The 19,115-nt window shown below is 45.5% G+C and carries 15 protein-coding genes; 11 read left to right on the forward strand and 4 right to left on the reverse strand.

Annotation, left to right across the window (positions count from 1 at the left end; genetic code table 11):
• The first annotated feature begins 58 nt into the window (after nt 1–58).
• The 10 genes from aspS (at nt 59) to OX890_RS11875 (ending at nt 11,712) form a co-directional block, all read left to right on the forward strand.
• A complete protein-coding gene (aspS, locus tag OX890_RS11830) occupies nt 59–1,837 on the forward strand; it encodes an aspartate--tRNA ligase (RefSeq protein WP_220590327.1) in 1,779 nt (592 codons plus the stop codon).
• A gap of 307 nt (nt 1,838–2,144) precedes the next feature.
• A complete protein-coding gene (locus OX890_RS11835; protein WP_268649255.1) occupies nt 2,145–2,891 on the forward strand; it encodes a YebC/PmpR family DNA-binding transcriptional regulator in 747 nt (248 codons plus the stop codon).
• 120 nt (nt 2,892–3,011) lie between these two features.
• Nucleotides 3,012–3,533 carry a crossover junction endodeoxyribonuclease RuvC gene (gene ruvC / locus OX890_RS11840; protein ID WP_006081743.1) on the forward strand — a complete coding sequence of 174 codons (522 nt, stop codon included), beginning with the start codon at nt 3,012–3,014 and terminating at the stop codon, nt 3,531–3,533.
• A complete protein-coding gene (ruvA, locus tag OX890_RS11845; RefSeq protein WP_006081742.1) occupies nt 3,530–4,147 on the forward strand; it encodes a Holliday junction branch migration protein RuvA in 618 nt (205 codons plus the stop codon). The genes ruvC and ruvA overlap by 4 nt, the downstream gene beginning before the upstream one ends.
• Nucleotides 4,148–4,194: 47 nt before the next feature.
• Nucleotides 4,195–5,199, forward strand: coding sequence for a Holliday junction branch migration DNA helicase RuvB (gene ruvB / locus OX890_RS11850; protein WP_268649256.1), 1,005 nt, complete (start codon nt 4,195–4,197; stop codon nt 5,197–5,199).
• 1,006 nt (nt 5,200–6,205) lie between these two features.
• Complete coding sequence (locus OX890_RS11855; protein ID WP_126491863.1) at nt 6,206–8,809, forward strand: TonB-dependent receptor plug domain-containing protein; 2,604 nt, start codon at nt 6,206–6,208, stop codon at nt 8,807–8,809.
• A gap of 261 nt (nt 8,810–9,070) precedes the next feature.
• Nucleotides 9,071–9,751: a response regulator transcription factor gene (locus OX890_RS11860; protein ID WP_012587583.1), complete on the forward strand. Its 681-nt coding sequence runs from the start codon at nt 9,071–9,073 to the stop codon at nt 9,749–9,751.
• Nucleotides 9,752–9,976: 225 nt separating this feature from the next.
• The gene (locus OX890_RS11865) at nt 9,977–11,104 is read left to right on the forward strand and encodes a M14 family metallopeptidase (protein WP_268649257.1); all 1,128 of its coding nucleotides are present in this window, start codon (nt 9,977–9,979) and stop codon (nt 11,102–11,104) included.
• 12 nt (nt 11,105–11,116) lie between these two features.
• Nucleotides 11,117–11,434 (forward strand): hypothetical protein, encoded by a 318-nt coding sequence (locus OX890_RS11870; RefSeq protein WP_006081737.1) that lies wholly within the window; start codon nt 11,117–11,119, stop codon nt 11,432–11,434.
• Nucleotides 11,431–11,712 (forward strand): YeaC family protein, encoded by a 282-nt coding sequence (locus tag OX890_RS11875; protein WP_006081736.1) that lies wholly within the window; start codon nt 11,431–11,433, stop codon nt 11,710–11,712. The genes OX890_RS11870 and OX890_RS11875 overlap by 4 nt, the downstream gene beginning before the upstream one ends.
• Nucleotides 11,713–11,975: 263 nt before the next feature.
• Here the strand turns inward: OX890_RS11875 and ansA are convergent, their stop codons facing one another.
• Entirely contained in the window at nt 11,976–12,989 is a 1,014-nt protein-coding gene (gene ansA, locus OX890_RS11880; protein WP_006086774.1) for an asparaginase, read from the reverse strand.
• A gap of 137 nt (nt 12,990–13,126) precedes the next feature.
• A complete protein-coding gene (gene sppA / locus OX890_RS11885) occupies nt 13,127–14,974 on the reverse strand; it encodes a signal peptide peptidase SppA (RefSeq protein WP_268649258.1) in 1,848 nt (615 codons plus the stop codon).
• 165 nt (nt 14,975–15,139) lie between these two features.
• On the opposite strand from sppA, the gene OX890_RS11890 reads away from it, so the two are divergent.
• The gene (locus OX890_RS11890; RefSeq protein WP_071939460.1) at nt 15,140–17,158 is read left to right on the forward strand and encodes an NADPH-dependent 2,4-dienoyl-CoA reductase; all 2,019 of its coding nucleotides are present in this window, start codon (nt 15,140–15,142) and stop codon (nt 17,156–17,158) included.
• 308 nt (nt 17,159–17,466) lie between these two features.
• On the opposite strand, the gene yfaE is transcribed toward OX890_RS11890, so the two are convergent.
• Nucleotides 17,467–17,889 (reverse strand): class I ribonucleotide reductase maintenance protein YfaE, encoded by a 423-nt coding sequence (gene yfaE, locus OX890_RS11895; protein WP_268649259.1) that lies wholly within the window; start codon nt 17,887–17,889, stop codon nt 17,467–17,469.
• A gap of 37 nt (nt 17,890–17,926) precedes the next feature.
• Nucleotides 17,927–19,057, reverse strand: a complete 1,131-nt coding sequence (gene nrdB, locus OX890_RS11900; protein WP_006081731.1) for a class Ia ribonucleoside-diphosphate reductase subunit beta — start codon at nt 19,055–19,057, stop codon at nt 17,927–17,929.
• Nucleotides 19,058–19,115 lie beyond the last annotated feature (58 nt).

Raw genomic sequence — 19,115 nt, forward strand, 5'->3', positions numbered from 1 at the left:
TTTTATCTCGTTTTGATTATTTCCAAAGCACCGGTTTCCGGATAAAGGATAGAGTTAGATGCGCAGTCATTATTGTGGAGACGTCAATAAGTCTCACGTTGGACAAGAAGTTACCTTGGTAGGTTGGGTTAATCGTAGCCGTGATTTGGGTGGCGTTGTCTTTTTAGATTTAAGAGACAGAGAAGGTCTGATCCAAGTGGTCTATGATCCAGACTTACCTGAGGTGTTCAATGTCGCCAGCACGCTGCGCGCCGAATTTTGCGTTCAGGTTAAAGGCCTAGTTCGCGCCCGTCCTGACAGCCAAGTCAATGGTCAAATGAAGACCGGTGAAATTGAAGTCTTAGGCCAAGCCCTGACTATCATCAACGCTGCCGATCCACTGCCATTGAGCATGGATAACTACCAGAACAACAGCGAAGAGCAACGTCTTAAGTATCGTTACTTAGATTTACGTCGCCCAGAAATGGCGCAGCGATTAATTTTCCGCGCTAAAGTGACCAGTTCTGTGCGTCGTTTCCTCGACTCAAACGGTTTCTTAGACATAGAAACACCGATCCTGACCAAGGCAACCCCAGAAGGTGCCCGCGATTATTTAGTACCAAGCCGTACTTATAAAGGTCAGTTCTTTGCCTTGCCACAATCGCCACAGCTGTTTAAACAGTTGCTGATGATGTCAGGCTTTGATCGTTACTATCAAATCGTAAAATGCTTCCGTGATGAAGATTTACGTGCCGACCGTCAGCCAGAATTCACCCAAATCGATATCGAAACGTCTTTCATGAGCTCTGAGCAAGTGATGGCGAAAACCGAAGAGATGATGCGCGGTCTGTTCCTTGAAATGCTGAACGTCGATCTGGGCGAATTCCCACGCATGACCTACAACGAAGCGATGCGTCGTTTCGGTTCAGATAAGCCAGATTTACGTAACCCATTAGAGCTGGTGGACATTGCCGATTTACTCAAAGAAGTGGAATTTGCGGTATTCTCAGGCCCTGCTAACGATGAAGAAGGTCGTGTTGCCGCACTGCGTATTCCAGGCGGCGCTGCACTGTCTCGTAAGCAAATAGATGATTACACTAAGTTTGTTGGCATTTATGGTGCTAAAGGCTTAGCGTGGATGAAGATTAATGACCTAAGCCTTGGCTTAGAAGGCATTCAATCACCTGTGCTGAAATTCTTAAACGAAAGCATAGTCAATGAAATCGTGAGCCGCACGGCAGCGCAAACTGGCGACATTATCCTGTTTGGTGCAGATCAAGCGACTGTGGTTGCCGAATCCATGGGCGCACTGCGTCTTAAAGCGGGCGAAGACTTTGATTTACTTGAAGGTCAATGGCGTCCACTGTGGGTGGTTGACTTCCCGATGTTTGAGAAAATCAACGGTAGCTTCCATGCCGTTCACCATCCGTTCACCGCACCGCGCGGCGTAACCGCAGCAGAACTTGAAGCTAACCCAGCAAATCGTGTTTCTGATGCTTACGATATGGTATTAAACGGCTGCGAATTAGGCGGTGGTTCAGTGCGTATCCACAACCAAGAAATGCAGTCTGCGGTATTCCGTATTCTGGGCATTACCGACGAAGAAGCTAAAGAGAAGTTCGGCTTCCTGTTAGAAGCGCTGCGTTACGGTACTCCGCCACATGCAGGTTTAGCGTTTGGTTTAGACCGCATCATCATGCTGATGACGGGCGCTAGCTCAATCCGTGATGTAATGGCGTTCCCGAAAACGACTACAGCCGCTTGTCCGCTGACTAACGCACCAGGATTTGCTAATCCACAGCAGTTAGCTGAACTTGGCATTGCCGTGGTTGAGAAAGCCGTTAAAACTGAAGACTGATCTTTCGTAAGAGGACTTTTGTAAATTGATCTTATGCAAATTGATCTTATTCAAGTCGACGTTGTGTAACTCGTTTTGTGAAAGGCGATTGGCATTAGTCGATTGGCGTTAGTCTATTAGCATTAGTCCTTATCAGTTATTTTAGTCGTACCGAAGACCGAGGCGCAAGCCTCGGTCTGTTTTAGTGAACCGTCATTTCTTTGCTTATCAATATCTGTTAGTTCAATTCTAAATAGCCGTTATTCAATCCATTACACCTCGGCTCTTGATAAGCTATGCGATGACACCTCAGTTAAGGAGACTTCCCATGGCAGGTCACAGTAAATGGGCCAACATTAAGCACCGTAAAGCGGCTCAAGATGCTAAACGCGGTAAACTCTTTACTAAATTCATTCGCGAATTAACCGTCGCAGCCCGTGAAGGCGGTTCAGATCCCGATTCAAATCCACGATTACGTGTCGCCATTGATAAAGCACTTGGCGGCAATATGACCCGCGATACGGTTGAGCGCGCGATTAAACGCGGCGCCGGTGAGTTGGAAGGTCAGCAACTCGAAACCATTCTCTATGAAGGTTATGGCCCAGGCGGCACCGCTGTGATGGTCGAAACCATGACGGACAATCGTAATCGGACTGTGAGCGGTGTGCGCAATGCGTTTAGTAAATCGGGCGGTAACTTAGGCACGGATGGGTCGGTTTCTTATCTATTCACTAAGCGTGGGGTGTTATCCTATGCGCCGGGAACCGATGAAGATGCATTGATGGAAGCGGCGCTTGAAGCAGGCGCGGAAGATATTGTCAGCTATGATGATGGCGCGATGGATGTATTCACCGATCCCGTTGATTTCTATACGGTGAAAGATGCACTCGATAAAGCCCATTTTGTGGCGGATAATGCCGAAATCGCGATGATAGCCTCGACGAAAGCTGAGCTTGATCTAGACACAGCCGAAAAATTTATGCGCCTTATCGATACCCTTGAAGATCATGACGATGTGCAAGAAGTGTATCATAATGCGGAAATCTCCGATGATGTGATGGCAAGCCTAGGTTAGATTGACTGTGAGCTGGATTTGGGCGTCAATCTAGACCAATTTCAGCTCGCACACGCTAACGTAGGACACTCGCTAATCCAGGAACTGAGACGAACATTCAGATCCCATATAAGGCATTAAATGGCAATTATTTTAGGTGTTGACCCAGGTTCACGGATCACCGGCTACGGCGTGATCCAATGTCAGGGGCGGCATCAGATTTACCTCGGCAGTGGTTGTATTCGCACTTCGTCTGAAGAGCTTCCTGGTAGGCTCAAGCAAATTTTTGATGGGATCACTGAAATTATTCGTCAGTATCAACCGGACGAATTTGCGATTGAGCGAGTATTTATGGCAAAAAATGCCGATTCTGCGCTCAAGCTTGGCCAAGCACGCGGCGCGGCCATTGTCGCCGCAACTGTCGCCAATTTACCTGTGGCGGAATACAGTGCGACTCAAATTAAAAGTGCAGTCGTTGGCACAGGGCGAGCACAGAAAGCTCAAGTACAACACATGATCCAACAACTACTAAAACTACCCGCAGCCCCACAAGCTGACGCCGCAGATGCACTCGGTGTTGCTGTGTGTCATTATCACACCAGCCAGAGTTTAATCGCATTGAGTGGCCGGGCAACGGCAAGAACATACGGACGGTACAGATGATAGGTCGTTTACGGGGTGTGCTAGTTGAGAAACAAGCGCCAGAAATTTTGATTGATGTGAATGGTGTGGGTTACGAGTTGCAGATGCCGCTCACCAGCTTTTATGAGTTGCCTGAAGTTAACCATGAAACTATGGTGTACACCCACTTTGTGGTGCGTGAAGATGCACAGTTACTCTATGGTTTTATCACTAAACAGGAAAGGGCGTTATTTCGCTTACTGATCAAGACCAATGGCGTGGGTCCCAAGCTCGCACTGACCATTTTATCAGGCATGACAGCCGGAGAATTTGTGGGTTGTGTTGAGCGTGATGACATAGTGACCTTAGTGAAATTACCGGGTGTGGGTAAGAAGACCGCCGAGCGGTTACTGGTAGAAATGCGCGATAAGCTCAAGAGCTTGATGGAAGCCTCAGCAGGTTCAGAGCGTGAGTTTGTGCTGCAATCTAATTACTCTCCTGCGCCGACAGTCAATAGTGCTGAAGAAGACGCCATTTCAGCTTTAATTTCGTTGGGTTATAAACCGCCGCAGGCGAGTAAATCAGTTTCTGCAGCCTACAAAGAAGGTATGGATTCAGAGACTCTGATCAAAGCTGCCCTTAAGTCGATGCTTTAATTGGATAATGATGATAATTAAGATGAAAGCTGCGAGAAGGAATAATAATGATTGAGGCAGACAGACTCATCCAGCCGCAGATCCAAGCTCAAGATGAATCCATCGACAGGGCAATGCGCCCTAAAATGCTCGATGAATACACGGGCCAAGATGACACTCGGGCGCAGCTTAAGGTGTTTATTCAAGCAGCGAAGAATCGCAACGAAGCCTTAGATCATATATTGATCTATGGTCCGCCGGGATTGGGTAAAACCACCTTAGCCATGATTGTTGCGAACGAGATGGGGGTAAACATTAAATCTACCTCGGGTCCCGTGCTTGAAAAAGCCGGAGATCTCGCCGCTCTCCTGACCAACCTTGAATCCGGTGATGTGTTATTCATCGATGAAATCCACCGATTAAGCCCTGTGGTAGAAGAGATTTTGTATCCGGCGATGGAAGATTATCAGCTGGATATCATGATAGGTGAAGGGCCTGCAGCGCGTTCCATCAAGCTTGATTTACCGCCGTTCACTCTAGTGGGCGCAACAACACGGGCAGGGGCGTTAACCTCACCACTTCGGGCGCGTTTTGGGATCCCGCTGCGGCTTGAGTTCTATAACATCAAAGATTTAAGCACCATAGTCACGCGTTCGGCGCAGGTAATGGAGCTGGATATTGATGCCGAAGGCGCATTTGAAATCGCGCGCCGTTCACGCGGAACACCGCGAATAGCCAACCGATTGCTGCGTCGCGTGCGGGATTACGCGCAGGTGAAGCATGACGGTGCAGTCACTAAGTTTGTGGCCGAACACGCTTTAGACTTGTTAGATGTGGATAGCGAAGGCTTCGATTATATGGACCGCAAGCTATTACTGGCCATTATCGATAAGTTTATGGGCGGGCCCGTTGGGCTAGATAACTTAGCCGCGGCCATAGGCGAAGAACGTGAAACCATCGAAGATGTGTTAGAACCTTTCTTAATCCAACAAGGGTTTATCCAACGTACGCCCCGCGGCCGAATTGCAACCGCACGGGCATACCAGCATTTTGAGTTGATCAAACCCGAATAGCCATCTGCTTGATAATACCGATAATGAAAGGCGACCTAAGAGGTCGCCTTTTTTATGGTTAAAATTTACCTTTGTGTACAATTTGGGTGAAGTAAAAGCGCACTTTAGCAAATCGAATGATGTTTAATCTGGCGTTAAATGTAGGAGCTTTTATGAGTTGATAACTACTAACACATCATTATTAAGTTGTATCAACACTCAAAAGTTTTACGGCTTTTGTAGCTCACTATTTAGACATTTATAATAGCTTTTATATAGAAATCTATATATTTATAGCCAATTAGTGTTCGCCTGCATTTATTAACAAATGTATCTCTATAGTGTATTTATTGAGCGTAAGCCTGAGTTTTCCACTATTTAGATTGATTTTTTTCTCTGAGATTAACTTAATTTAACAAATTTGATTTAGGCCATTAAATCCTCAAAATAATAGTCGCTACAGTTACTCTTCGCTAGGTTTAGCATGCTGAATAATTTGTAATATTATTGTTTTAATTCTATTGGCGACCTTGCTACCTATGCATAAATAACACAATTGATGCTGATTGTATCTGTTGTTATATGCTGATTTAGTGAGGTTATCTTAATTATTCTGGCTTTTCATTAGTTGCTTACAACCTTTTTTATGCAGTTTAAGTGGTGGTTAATCAGTGCTTCATTCCAACCAAAAGCTCTCGTTGCACATGCCAAGTGTGACCTATATCACACTTTTACACACTGGGAATGTTTCATAAAAGTAACTCATTAACAGTGTTAATCACTTATTAATTATCATCATTAAGACTTAACTTCTGATAAATTATATCGCTTAAGTTTTATCGAAAATGAAAATCATCAAATAAAACAAGTTAACTCATATTTATTAACATCAATTTTTAATTGGTTAATATTTTGAGTGTTGACGGAGTTAAAGTGAATCCTCAGTATCGAGTGCAACACTAGTACATCAATAGTTGTACAAGCTGTAAGCATAAAAATAATAGTAAGATCTAGGGAGCATTCATACATGATCAAAAGAACCAAAGTAGCGTCGGCTATTAACTTAGCTATCGTTGCATCTATCACTTCTGGTGCATTTGTAACGTCAAGCGCATTTGCTGCGGAAGAAAAAGCAAAAGTTGAACGTATTGAAGTCACGGGTTCACGCATTCAGCGCCAAGATATGGAAACAGCTTCACCTGTGACCGTTATTGATGCTGCTGCGATTAAAGCGGAAGGTTTTACTTCTGTTGACCAAATGCTACAAGTACAAACATCTATGGCGGGCGCAGCCGTGGGTTCAACTACAAACAACGGTGCAGACGGTGTTGCACAGGTTGATTTACGTGGCATGGGTTCACAGCGCACGCTGGTGTTACTGAACGGTCGCCGAATGGTGAACTCAGGTTCTGGTGCCAATAGTTCAGTCGATTTAAACTCGATTCCTGTGGCTATGATTGCCCGTGTTGAAATTCTGAAAGATGGCGCATCAGCGGTTTACGGTTCAGATGCGATTGCTGGTGTAGTGAACATTATCACTAAGAAAGACTTCGAAGGTTTCCAGTTTGATATTAACGGTAGCGGCACTGACAAAGGTGACGGCCAAAATGGTGATGTAAGTGCATTGTACGGTTTTAACACAGAGGGTGGTAACTATACCTTTGGTGCTGCTTACGCAGATCGTCGCGGTGTTGTCCAATCTGACCGTAACTGGACAGAGCCAGGAGCAAGTTCGTTCGTATCGAGTGGTGGTATTGTAGGTAACCGATTAGATGCTGACGGAAATCCTATTTATGACGTGAAAGGTAATGTTAAACAGCAAGTTAAGACTTTCCAAAATGGTGAGTGGAAACCTCTGTCACAAGGTTATGACTTTACAAAAGACAGTTTCTATCAAACTCCAAGTGAGCGTCGTAGTTTATTTGCAAATATGACCCAAGAATTAGGTAACGATGTCGTTTTAACTGCAGATGCCATTTACACTAATCGTCGTTCAAGCCAGCAACTTGCTGCACAACCTGCAGATATTATGCTAAATGTCTGTGGTGAAGTTGATGTTTCTGAACCATGTTTAGTGCTAGATTCAGCAATGCTTGCTGGAGGAATTGAGGCCGATGATAGAGGTAAAGTGAATTACCGTCGTCGTACAACAGATATTGGCCCTCGTATTTATTCTCAAGATACTGACACTTGGCGCTTATCTGGCGGATTAGCGGGTAGTTTAGATGTGCATACTGGTATGAACTGGGATGTAACCTATACCTATGGCAAAAACCAAGCTAAGACTACAGTTGTAAACTCGATTAATGCCGCTGCTACAGAGGCTTCTATTTATGCTAACTCAGATGCTTGGTTAACTGGAGCCCCATTAACTGCAGATATCATAAAAGATATTAGTTTTGTTGAAGATACTAAAGGTGGTAACGAGCAGCAAACATTATCAGCCGGTTTAAATGGTGAGTTATTCGATCTGAAAGCGGGTGCTGTAGGTTTCGCTATCGGTGCAGAATACCGTCGCGAAAGCGGTTTCTACACGCCAGACGAAGTAGTAATTGCTGGTGAAAGTACTTCTGCACAACAGGACCCAACAAATGGGAACTACAATGTTATCTCTATTTTTCAGGAGATTAGCATACCTTTTACTGAAAAATTAACAGGTGAGTTTGCCCTACGTTTAGACGATTATTCAACCTTCGGTAAAGCGACTACCTGGAAAATAGGTTTAACATACACAGCAACTGACGATTTAATGATCCGTGGTGTGGCAGCTACAGGTTTCCGTGCACCAAGCGTTGCAGAACTGTACGGTGGTAACTCTGGTTCATTCGATTACTTGACAGATCCATGGGGTAATGAGTTAGACCCTCAGATTTTAGTGAATCGGACCTCAGATAAAAATTTAAAACCTGAAGAATCAGAGTCTTACACATTAGGATTAGTATACTCACCAAATTATATTGATGGTATGTCAGTAACATTAGACTACTGGCGCTTCAAGTTGACCGATGCTATTGCACGTATGGATGTGCAAACAGGCCTTGACGCTTGCTTTGCTGGCGATACTTCGGCTTGCGAAACATTTAACATTGGTCCAAATGGTGATTTAACGGATCTTTCAAGTGCGTTAACTAATGTTGGCTCACAAGACACTAGCGGTGTTGATTTCAACTTAGCTTACAACTTCGAGTTGCTAGGTTTAGATTGGAAAATCAACAATGATATGACTTACCTAGTTCAATTTGAGCAAGATGGTGAAAAATATACTGGGACTATCGATGGTAACTTTGGTGCTTATGCTCGTGTTCGTAACAACTTCAGCATCTCTGCCGGCCAAGGTGATTGGAGCGTAATGTACTTCAACCGTTATATTGGCTCAATGAAGGATTACTACACTGACTATGATGCAAATCTTGATGCTTTTACGGCTGTAGCTAATGTTGACTCAATCATTTACCACAACATTTCAGGTACTTATCATATCAATGATATGACGACTGTCAGTTTAGGTGTTAAGAACTTCACTGATGAAAAACCAGTTACTGTATCTAACGGTAGCGATGGTGGTACAGTTCCTGAAGTGTACGACACCATTGGCCGTACTATATACGGTGGTGTAACGGTTAAGTTCTAAACTAAGTTAATACTCTTAGTGTTTAAAAAGCGCCTTAGGGCGCTTTTTTATTGTGAAATGGAACTAGACACAGATTTTTGAGTGGCTAACCATCATTTAACTCATCACTTTTAAATAGCTAATTTTCGTTTAATTTTCCCTTCATCTCGTATTTTGATCACAGTTTTCAACATCACACTTCTTAACGAATGTAATAGGTCTAGAGTCATCTCGATTCGCATGGTAATATAAATGATATAGATTCTCGTTTGGGTTTTAAGGATGAGTAAAATACTCTTAGTCGATGATGATCCCTTGTTTAGTGTGTGGTTGGCCGATGCCTTGGGCACACAAGGGCATGAAGTTGCATGTGCGATGAATGGTGTCGATGGTCTGGCATGCATTGAAAGCTTTGCACCTGACATCATAGTGCTTGATTTAGTCATGCCACAAATGAATGGTTTTGAGCTGTTAAAAGCGCGGGAATGCTCAACGCCGGTATTGATGATATCAGCACGGGATAATGAAGACGATCGCATCACAGGTTATGAATTGGGGGCCGATGATTTTTTGAGTAAACCATTTAGCATCAAAGAGCTATTTGTTCGCTTACGTGCTTTAGAGCGGCGTCTTTGTTCTCGTCAATCTCAATCGCCGCAAATAGCGACTGTAGCAGCGAAAGTGATTAACTTTGATGATATGAGTTATAGGATCACCATTGGCACGCGTTATGTCGATTTGACTCAAACCGAATTTAAATTATTTAAATATCTGTTTGAAAGGAAAGGTCAAGTCATCACGAAACAAGAGTTGCAACGCTCAGTATTACAAAAAGATCTGGGCCGATTTGACCGCAATCTCGATATGCACATTAGTAACACGCGCCGTAAATTAGCCAACATCAGCTTGCCGCGTAACTTAATCAATACAGTACGAGGCCAAGGTTATAGTTTTATGGCTTAACACCATCGTTTACTACCTCGTTAACGGCTAAGTTTGAACGGATGTTTGGCGTGAAACTTGGTCAATAAAAGGTCGACTTCAACGGCCTTGACTGATTTTACTGGCTTTCGTTTTCCCCTTGGGATGTTTTGGTTTATCCTATCGGCCATATAATAAAATGTGCCGCGTGCTATCAGTCGCGTGCCATTAACAGCCCTTAGCTTTAACAACCTATTAGGAATCATTATGCGGATCAGTGCCAACTTTGATGGCGGAAATATCCAAGTCGTCAATCTTGATAATAAAGACGATATTCAACTTGCTATTCGTCCCGATGCGGGCGGCGAGTTTTATCAATGGTTCAATTTTCGATTCGAAGGTGAGGTGGGTAACCATTACACCTTAAATATCATCAACGCGGGGACAGCTTCCTATACCAAGGGATGGGAAGACTATCAAGCAGTAGCCAGTTACGACCGTCAGCATTGGTTCCGTATTCCTACACAGTATAAAGACGGCAAACTGAGCATTAGCTTAGAGCTGGATTGCGATGCGATTCAAATCGCTTACTTTGCGCCATACAGCTATGAGCGTCACTTAGATTTACTCAGCGGCGCGCAGTTACACCCAGATGTCAATTTAGAGCATTTAGGCCTGACCTTAGATGGCCGCGATATTACCCTGATGAAAGTCGGTAATGGCGATCCTTCTAAACGCAATATTTGGATCACCGCCAGACAACATCCGGGCGAAACCATGGCTGAATGGTTAGTCGAAGGTCTAGTGAATCGTTTACTCGATAATGATTGTCCAACAGCGAAAGCGCTACTTGATAAAGCCAACTTTTATATAGTGCCGAACATGAATCCCGATGGCAGTGTGAGAGGCCATCTGCGCACCAATGCGATTGGGATTAATCTTAACCGCGAGTGGCAAACGCCGAGTTTAGAAAAGAGTCCAGAGGTGTACCACGTCGTCAACAAGATGCAGCAAACCGGTGTCGACTTGTTTTATGATGTCCACGGCGATGAAGGTTTACCTTATGTGTTTCTCGCAGGTTGTGAGGGCGTGTCTGCCTACAATGATAAGCTGGCGCAGCTGCAAGCGGACTTCAGTCAAGCATTAACCTTAGCCAGTGCTGATTTCCAAACTCAGTTTGGCTATGACAAAGACGAGCCTGGCCAAGCGAATTTGACTGTAGCGTCTAATTGGGTCGCTCAAACCTTCGAGTGTTTATCCAATACCCTCGAAATGCCTTTTAAAGACAATAACAATCTGGCCGATCCTTTTGTGGGTTGGTCGCCAGAGCGCAGTATTTATTTAGGTGAAGCATCGCTTATCGCCATGCTCGCCGTTGTTGATAAATTACGTTAGGGCGAGGCTGATATGGCATTAATTGAATGTCCAGTGTGTCGCAAGCGGATGTCGAGTAAGGCGCCTTCATGTCCCCATTGTCAAGCGAGCACCAATGGTGACAATGAGTCTTTATCGCGCATTAGTCATATTCAAAAGTCCAGCAGCTTAATGAATCAGAGTTTTGTTGCTATGACCTTGTTTATTGCTGGTGTGGTGATTTGGTTTTGGGGGGGTGAACCTGCCGAAGGTATGCGGGCGAATATCGCTGGAATATGCTTTGTGTTTGGTTTTGTGGGTTATCTCATCACACGAGTCAGAATCGTGTTACATAAGCGGAAAAGTGTATGACAGATATTAATCAAGTGATCGATCAAATGCCCATTGAAGTCTATGAAAGGCTTCGTAGTGCAGCAGAGCTGGGTAAGTGGGAAGATGGCACTGTGTTAAGTGAAGCGCAGCGTGAATCGACCCTGCAGGTCGTGATGTTGTATCAAGCTCGCAAGCTTGAGCAAACTGAGCATTTCACTATTGCGCCTGACGGTAAAATCAATGAATTGTCTAAAGCCGAGCTGAAAAAGCAATTCCGCGGTGAGCCGATTGCTGAGTTTAAAGTGCAGGATTTATAAATTACTCATTGGCTTCAAGGTGGTTTGTGTTTGCTAAGATGTTAGCCGTGGATCTAGGGCTAGCTGTTTATGTGACGTTAATATTGATTTGGTATCAAATAACTTCAATGCAAATAGCCTCTATAAATAGCTCTCTGTAAAAGCACCGAGACAAGCACTCATTTGACGTCGTTTAATCTGAGTTAACATAAAAAAGCCCATTAAATATGGGCTTTTTTGTTGCTAGTGATTGAGAACTACAAACAGATTAAAAGACACTATCTTTAATCTATGCTCAATTCACCGACCAAGTTTTGTAACATGGCCGCTTTTATTTCCGCTGGCTGCAAATTTTTCGATAATAAATAATGTAGTTTTGCCAAGGCCGCTTCTATGGTCATATCGGCGCCACTGATCACGCCCGCTTTAGCGAGTGCATTGCCCGTGGCGTAGCCGCCCATATTCACCTTACCTTGGAAACATTGGGTAAGATTCACCAGCACTATGCCACGTTCATCCGCTTGCCTTAAGGTTTTGAGCAAGGCCGCATCCTGCGGCGCGTTACCCACACCAAATGTCAGTAGTATGAGGGCTTTAACCGGCTGCTGCAGAATGTTCTCAAAAATCTGTGTTGAGATCCCTGGATACAAGGTCACCACACCTACAGGCTGCGGACTGATATGCGCCACTTCCAATGGGGTATCGTTGGCAACGGTGATCTTGCCTGCTCGCAGATTGATTTTGATCCCAGCCTCAAGCAGTAGCGGGAAGTTAGGTGAAGCAAAAGCATCGAAACCGTCGGCATGGGCCTTAGTCGAGCGATTACCTCGAAAGAGTTTGTTGTTGAAGAATAAACACACTTCTGCGACCGGATAATTCGCCGCAATATAGAGTGAGTTTAATAAATTGGTTTGACCGTCTGAGCGCAGCTGGGCGAGGGGGATTTGCGAACCTGTCACTATCACAGGTTTTGACAAGCCTTGCAGCATAAACGACAGCGCCGAAGCCGTGTACGCCATGGTATCTGTACCGTGGAGGATCACAAAGCCATCGTATTTATCGTAATTAGCTTGTATATCGTCGGCGATCATCTGCCAATCGGTTGGTGCCATATTGGAAGAGTCGATAAGCGGGCAGTATTCGTGGATCACGAATGTCGGCATTTCTTCATGGTAAAACTCAGGCATAGATTGCACGCACTGAGTTAGGAATCCCGCCACAGGGACGAAGCCGTTATCGGTCTTTTGCATACCGATGGTGCCGCCTGTATAGGCAACATAAATGGAGCGTTTAGTCATTCTTGTCGTTTTCTTAGCTTCAAGTGGCCGAATTATACGATTTAACTGACATAAACCCAATAAAAAAGCCCGGAGATCCAGGCTTTGTCTTTATCATCATCTTGAAGTTGCGAGCAGCAACCTAGACGCTGGCAGATTTAGTTCATCATGTTGCAAGTATCGCAGTAGATGTAGACGTTATTTGGATCATCAAAAGAGGTTAACGTTTTCAAGCTGCTGGTCCATTGCTGCAGCATTTGTTCTAACATCGATGATTGGCTCAGTGAGGCGGGCAGGTAGCTCGATACTGAGGCAAACATCTGTTGCATAAAGCGTTGCTCGGGTGTCAGCTCTTGTTCGATAACGCGGGTGTCAAATAGTGTCATATCCGCGAGTTTAGCGGCTTTAGCTATCGCCTCATCTAAATCACCCAGTTCATCGACTAAGCCAAGCTCAAGGGCTTTTTTACCACTCCAAACACGGCCTTGGGCAATCTTATCGACTTGTTCTATGGTCATCTTGCGTTCTTTAGCGACCAGCGAGATAAAGTCTAAATAGCCGCGTTCAATATGACGTTGGATAATCGCTTCAACTTGCGGTGACAGCGTGCGCGTCACAGACAATCCCGCCCATTCCGATGTTGATACGCCATCGGTATGCACGCCTATACTGGCCAGAGAATCTTCGAAGGTGGTGATCATGCCGAAGATCCCAATTGAGCCCGTGAGCGTGGTTGGCGTTGCGAAGATGTAGTCGGCACTGGCCGAAATCCAATAACCACCCGATGCGGCTAAACTGCCCATACTGACGACAACAGGTTTGCCAGCCGCTTTAAGTGCCAGTAATTCTTGACGAATTTGCTCCGAGGCAAAGGCGCTACCGCCAGGGCTATCGACGCGCAGCACTAAGGCTTTAACGTGTTTATCGAAACGTGCCTTACGTAGCAGCTCGGCAGTGCTTTCGCCGCCAATTTGACCCGCAGGTTGAGTGCCGTTCAGAATCGTACCGCTTGCGACAATAATGCAGACACTGTCTTGCTCAACAAAGCTTGGCAATGGCGTCACTAAGGTTAAATAATCATAAAAACTCACTTGCTTGAAACTGTCACCGCTGCTGGCTTTGCCCACGGTTTCTAGCATGGTTTGACGAAAATCTTCCGTGGTAGCTAAGCTATCAACCCATTTCATGTTGATAGCCATTGCCGCAGAGTCACCATTGGCTTTATCGAGCTCGGCCAAATAAGTGGTTGCATCGGGCACCAGCGAGTTAGGCTCAATATTGCGATTGCCTGCGACAGTCTGGGTGTAGCTTTGCCATACATCCGCTAAAAGCGCGCTGCTGGCTTCGCGAGCGGCGTCGGACATATCGTCACGCATGTAGGGTTCAACCGCGGATTTAAAGGTCCCTACGCGGAAAATATGCGCTTTAATTTTGAGTTTATCTAAGGCCGATTTGAAGTACTGGCTGTACATACTCAGGCCATCAAGCGACACGCCGCCTTGGGGATTGAGGTAAATAGTGTCGGCAAAACTGGCGAGGAAATATTGATTTTGCTCGTAGTAATTACCGATGGCGACCACTTTTTTACCGCTTTCTTTAAAGCGGTTAAGTGCATCTCCGATAGATTGCAGCTTGCTGATCCCGGCACGTTTCAAATCGGCTAGATCAAGTACTAGGGTACTAATCCTTTGATCTTGCGCGGCATTGTCAATCACATACAGCACATCGGCTAGCAGGATTTCCCCATCGGCGTTGGCATTTTGGCCTTGCTTGAATGCGGCTTCTAAGGGATCAACCTGTTGTTTCTGATCGACAATCGAGCCGGCCAGATTAAGCACCAGCGCCGAGTTGTCTTCTACTTGGATATCTTCGCTGCTGCCAATGGAGATGATAATGGCGGCTAAGATGCCAAAAAAGATCAGATTGAGGATCAGTTTACGCGTCCCGTTGAGGGCGTGCCAAATAAACAAACATATTCTCTTGAAAAACGATGGGTTAGCGGACATCTGTCACTCCTTTATAAGTCCAATCTGCCCATGCTAACTGAAAATGGCGCTACAGGCTAAACACAATTGTAAAGGATTTTGAATGATGGCCTCGATCCAACGGTTGAGCTTAGATTTGACTCAAGGTATGCTGATTTAAATCACTTGTTTTAAAAGGATGTTTGAATGTCGTTTCCCCATTTATTAGAACCCTTAGATCTGGGATTTACCCAGCTCAAAAACCGCGTGCTTATGGGCTCAATGCACACAGGTTTGGAAGAAGAAAAGGGCGGATTTGAGAAACTGGCAGCGTTCTACAAAGAACGCGCTCTGGGCGGTGTGGGTTTGATTGTGACGGGTGGTATTTCCCCTAATCTTCGTGGCCGCCTTACGCCCCATGCCTGTCAGCTGAGTTTTCCTTGGCAAGTCGGTAAGCATCGCGTGGTCACGCAGGCTGTGCATGAGGCCGGCGGTAAGATCTGTATGCAAATTTTGCATGCAGGCCGCTACGGTTATCATCCTTTTTCCCAAGCACCGAGCAAAATTAAATCACCCATTACACCTTTTACACCGTCTGCTATGTCTAGTCGCCAAGTGCGCTCGACCATTAAGGATTACGCCAGCTCAGCCGCCCTTGCCAAGAAAGCTGGTTACGATGGCGTCGAGGTCATGGGATCTGAAGGCTATTTGATCAATCAGTTTGTCAGTGCGCGTACTAACACCCGCACCGATGAATGGGGCGGTGCGTTTGAAAAGCGGGCGCAATTCCCTATTGAGATTGTTAACGCGATACGGGCAAAAGTCGGTAAAGACTTCATTATTATCTTCCGTTTATCTATGCTCGATCTAGTGGATAACGGCTCGACTTGGGATGAAGTGGTGCAGCTCGCCCAGTGGTTAGAGCAAGCTGGCGTGTCCATTTTAAATACCGGTATTGGTTGGCATGAAGCGCGCGTACCGACCATTGCGACGAGTGTGCCCCGCGGCGCCTTTGCGTGGGTGACTGAAAAGCTCAAACAATCAGTTTCTGTGCCCTTAATTGCCACTAACCGCATTAACACCCCTGAGATTGGCGAGCAGATTATTGCTTCTGGTCAAGCTGACATGGTGTCGATGGCAAGGCCTTTCCTTGCTGATCCTGAGTTTGTGAATAAAGCCGCAGCGAACACGCCAGAGCTGATCAACACCTGCATTGGCTGTAACCAAGCGTGTCTTGATCATACATTCTCCCTCAAGCGCGCTACCTGCTTAGTGAATCCTCGTGCCTGTTATGAGACTGAAATCAACTTTTTACCCACTGCCAATAAAAAGCGTATTGCGGTGATGGGCGCAGGTCCTGCGGGCATGGCGTTCTCTGTCTATGCCGCCATGCGTGGCCATCACGTTGTCTTGTTTGAAGCGAAATCCGAGGTGGGTGGTCAGTTTAATCTCGCCCGTAAAATCCCTGGGAAAGAAGAGTTTAACGAAACTATCCGTTATTTCATCAACCAAATTAAGTTGCATAAGGTGGAGCTGAGATTAAACACTCGCCTGGATGCCAGTGTGTTGGCAACCGAAAAGTTTGATGAAGTGGTGATAGCGTCAGGCGTTGTGCCGCGTGATTTAGTCTTACCCGGCTTTGATGACCCACGGGTGGTCGATTATCAAAAAGTGCTCTCGGGTGAAGTGACTGTCGGTAATACAGTCGCCTTGATTGGTGCTGGCGGCATAGGGTTCGATATGGCGCATTACTTATGTGAGCGCCAATCTAGCACGCTGAACGCTGATAAATGGCTGCAACAGTGGGGCATAGATAAAACTTACCAACATGCGGGCGGCCTAACAGAACCACATTCCGACAATACCGATCATCGTAAGGTATTTTTACTGCAACGTAAAACGTCGAAGATGGGTAAAGGCTTAGGTAAAACCACCGGCTGGATCCACCGTCTTGTGCTTAAGCAACATGATGTGAAGATGAAAACGGGCGTGAGTTACGATAAGTTTGATGATGCGGGACTGCATATTCGCGTGGGCGAAACCGCTGAAGTGCTGGCCGTTGATAATGTTGTGCTTTGCGCTGGACAAGAATCGAATCGCACCTTAGTGGATGAGATGAAAGCGACGGGCTTGCCTGTGCATCTGATTGGCGGCGTGGATGTCGCGGCAGAGCTTGATGCTAAGCGTGCAATCCGCCAAGGCGCTGAGCTGGCTATGCGCTTATAGAAACTCGATAAGTCTTCTGCAATAAGCTTTAGGCGTTATGCGTTAAGTTTTAGATCCTGAAAGCCTGAACCTGAGTTCAGGCTTTTTGGTTTTCCGCGGGAATGCATTGAAAATAGAGAGAAGGAAGAAGTGTGGGGTTTAATACGTTTGGTATCTAATTGGCGCGAATTGATTAAGGCAGTATTGAAAGGGACTTTGTGTTTAACAGCTAATGCTTGTTTTAACGCCGCTTACAGAAAAAGTGAAAGTTGTTTATTTAGAGTGGATTATTTAAAGCAGCTTATAGAGAAGTCTAATTCCTGGCGCTGTTAGTCTTCAAACACTTCTTGTTTTAACGTGCGCGTGGTGCTTGCTTCATGCTGTGTTTGCTTTGACTTAGTCAGATTGGTTTTACCCTGACGAGGTTGACACGCATAGGTGACTACGGCCGCACCTTCAGGTGACAAGTCGAGCTCTAAATCTTCGGTAGGCACACAGCAGCAGGGCAAACATTCATCATGTTTAAGTTCGGCTAAGGGTTCGTTTAAGTAGCTGACTTTTCCGCTGATGACCCGTGTTTTGCAGGCACCGCAGAATCCGTTGCGACATTCTGAGAAGATGTTAACTTTTTTTGCTTCGAGCGCTTGCAACAAGGTGCCTTGTTGCTCAGTAAAGAGCAACACAGGTTGACCTTGAAGGCGTACGATTGGCGCCTTCGCAAACAGGTTTTGTGGCCGTTTTTTCGATGTCACTGTTGTAATGCCATTTTTAACGTCACTTTTGAGCGTCTTATAGATCGAAGTCGAGGAATTCATCGCCATCAACCGCTGAGTCGATTTGACCGACAAGGTATGAAGACACTTCCACTTCCTGAGGCGCGACTTGCACTGCATCGCTTTCTAACCAGTTTTTCATCCAAGGTAATGGATTGGTTATTTCAGGATAAGGTTGCGGCAGATTTACCGACTTCATCCGTTGGTTAGTAATAAACTCAACGTATTGGCACAGTATCTGTTCATTCAAACCTATCATAGAGCCGTCTTTGAACAGGTATTTTGCCCATTCTTTTTCTTGCTCTGCGGCCTTGAAGAATAAATCGAAAGCTTCCTGTTGGCATTCTGCGGCAATTTCACCCATTTCTGGATCGTCTTTACCGCCTTGCATGATGCTTAAAATATGCTGAGTGCTGTTTAAGTGCAGTGCTTCATCACGGGCAATAAGGCGAATAATTTTCGCGTTACCTTCCATTAGCTTACGTTCAGCAAAGGCAAATGAGCAGGCAAAGCTAACATAGAAACGAATCGCTTCTAGGGCGTTGACTGACATCATGCACAGGTACAAGGCTTTTTTCAGGGTGCGAGTGTTGACTATGACTTCTTTGCCATCGATAACATGGGTACCCGCGCCGAGTAAATGGAACACTTGAGTCAGTTGGATCAAGTGATCGTAGTAAGCGGCGATATCTGTCGCACGGCTTAATATTTCTTTGTTCACGACGATATCGTCGAAGATCACTGAAGGATCGTTAACGATATTGCGAATGATGTGGGTGTATGAGCGCGAGTGAATCGTCTCAGAGAAAGACCAAGTCTCAATCCAAGTCTCTAGTTCAGGCAGCGACACCAGTGGTAAAAAGGCCACATTGGGTGAGCGACCTTGAATCGAGTCGAGTAAGGTTTGGTATTTCAGGTTAGAAATAAAGATGTGTTTTTCATGATCGGGCAATGCACCGTAGTCGATTTTATCGCGACTGACGTCTACTTCTTCCGGGCGCCAAAAGAAAGATAACTGCTTTTCTATCAGTTTTTCGAACACTTCATATTTTTGTTGATCGTAACGAGCCACGTTGACCGATTGACCTAAAAACATAGGTTCACGGGTGGCATCGTTGGGTGTTTGACAGAAGGTAGAGTAGGCCATGGTGCTATTTTCCAATGGATAGGGATCCACTCAATCGGGATCCCTATACTTTTTATTT

Source organism: Shewanella sp. DAU305, assembly GCF_026802235.1.
GTDB classification, from domain to species: Bacteria; Pseudomonadota; Gammaproteobacteria; order Enterobacterales; family Shewanellaceae; genus Shewanella; species Shewanella baltica.

Excerpts from the sequence above, each read along its gene's own strand:
- OX890_RS11860 (WP_012587583.1), top strand. The coding sequence starts at position 9,071 with ATGAGTAAAATACTCTTAGTCGATGATGATCCCTTGTTTAGTGTGTGG.
- aspS (WP_220590327.1), top strand. The coding sequence starts at position 59 with ATGCGCAGTCATTATTGTGGAGACGTCAATAAGTCTCACGTTGGACAA.
- ruvB (WP_268649256.1), top strand. The coding sequence starts at position 4,195 with ATGATTGAGGCAGACAGACTCATCCAGCCGCAGATCCAAGCTCAAGAT.
- sppA (WP_268649258.1), bottom strand. The coding sequence starts at position 14,974 with ATGTCCGCTAACCCATCGTTTTTCAAGAGAATATGTTTGTTTATTTGG.
- OX890_RS11835 (WP_268649255.1), top strand. The coding sequence starts at position 2,145 with ATGGCAGGTCACAGTAAATGGGCCAACATTAAGCACCGTAAAGCGGCT.
- OX890_RS11855 (WP_126491863.1), top strand. The coding sequence starts at position 6,206 with ATGATCAAAAGAACCAAAGTAGCGTCGGCTATTAACTTAGCTATCGTT.
- nrdB (WP_006081731.1), bottom strand. The coding sequence starts at position 19,057 with ATGGCCTACTCTACCTTCTGTCAAACACCCAACGATGCCACCCGTGAA.
- OX890_RS11870 (WP_006081737.1), top strand. The coding sequence starts at position 11,117 with ATGGCATTAATTGAATGTCCAGTGTGTCGCAAGCGGATGTCGAGTAAG.
- OX890_RS11890 (WP_071939460.1), top strand. The coding sequence starts at position 15,140 with ATGTCGTTTCCCCATTTATTAGAACCCTTAGATCTGGGATTTACCCAG.
- OX890_RS11875 (WP_006081736.1), top strand. The coding sequence starts at position 11,431 with ATGACAGATATTAATCAAGTGATCGATCAAATGCCCATTGAAGTCTAT.
- OX890_RS11865 (WP_268649257.1), top strand. The coding sequence starts at position 9,977 with ATGCGGATCAGTGCCAACTTTGATGGCGGAAATATCCAAGTCGTCAAT.
- ruvA (WP_006081742.1), top strand. The coding sequence starts at position 3,530 with ATGATAGGTCGTTTACGGGGTGTGCTAGTTGAGAAACAAGCGCCAGAA.
- ruvC (WP_006081743.1), top strand. The coding sequence starts at position 3,012 with ATGGCAATTATTTTAGGTGTTGACCCAGGTTCACGGATCACCGGCTAC.
- ansA (WP_006086774.1), bottom strand. The coding sequence starts at position 12,989 with ATGACTAAACGCTCCATTTATGTTGCCTATACAGGCGGCACCATCGGT.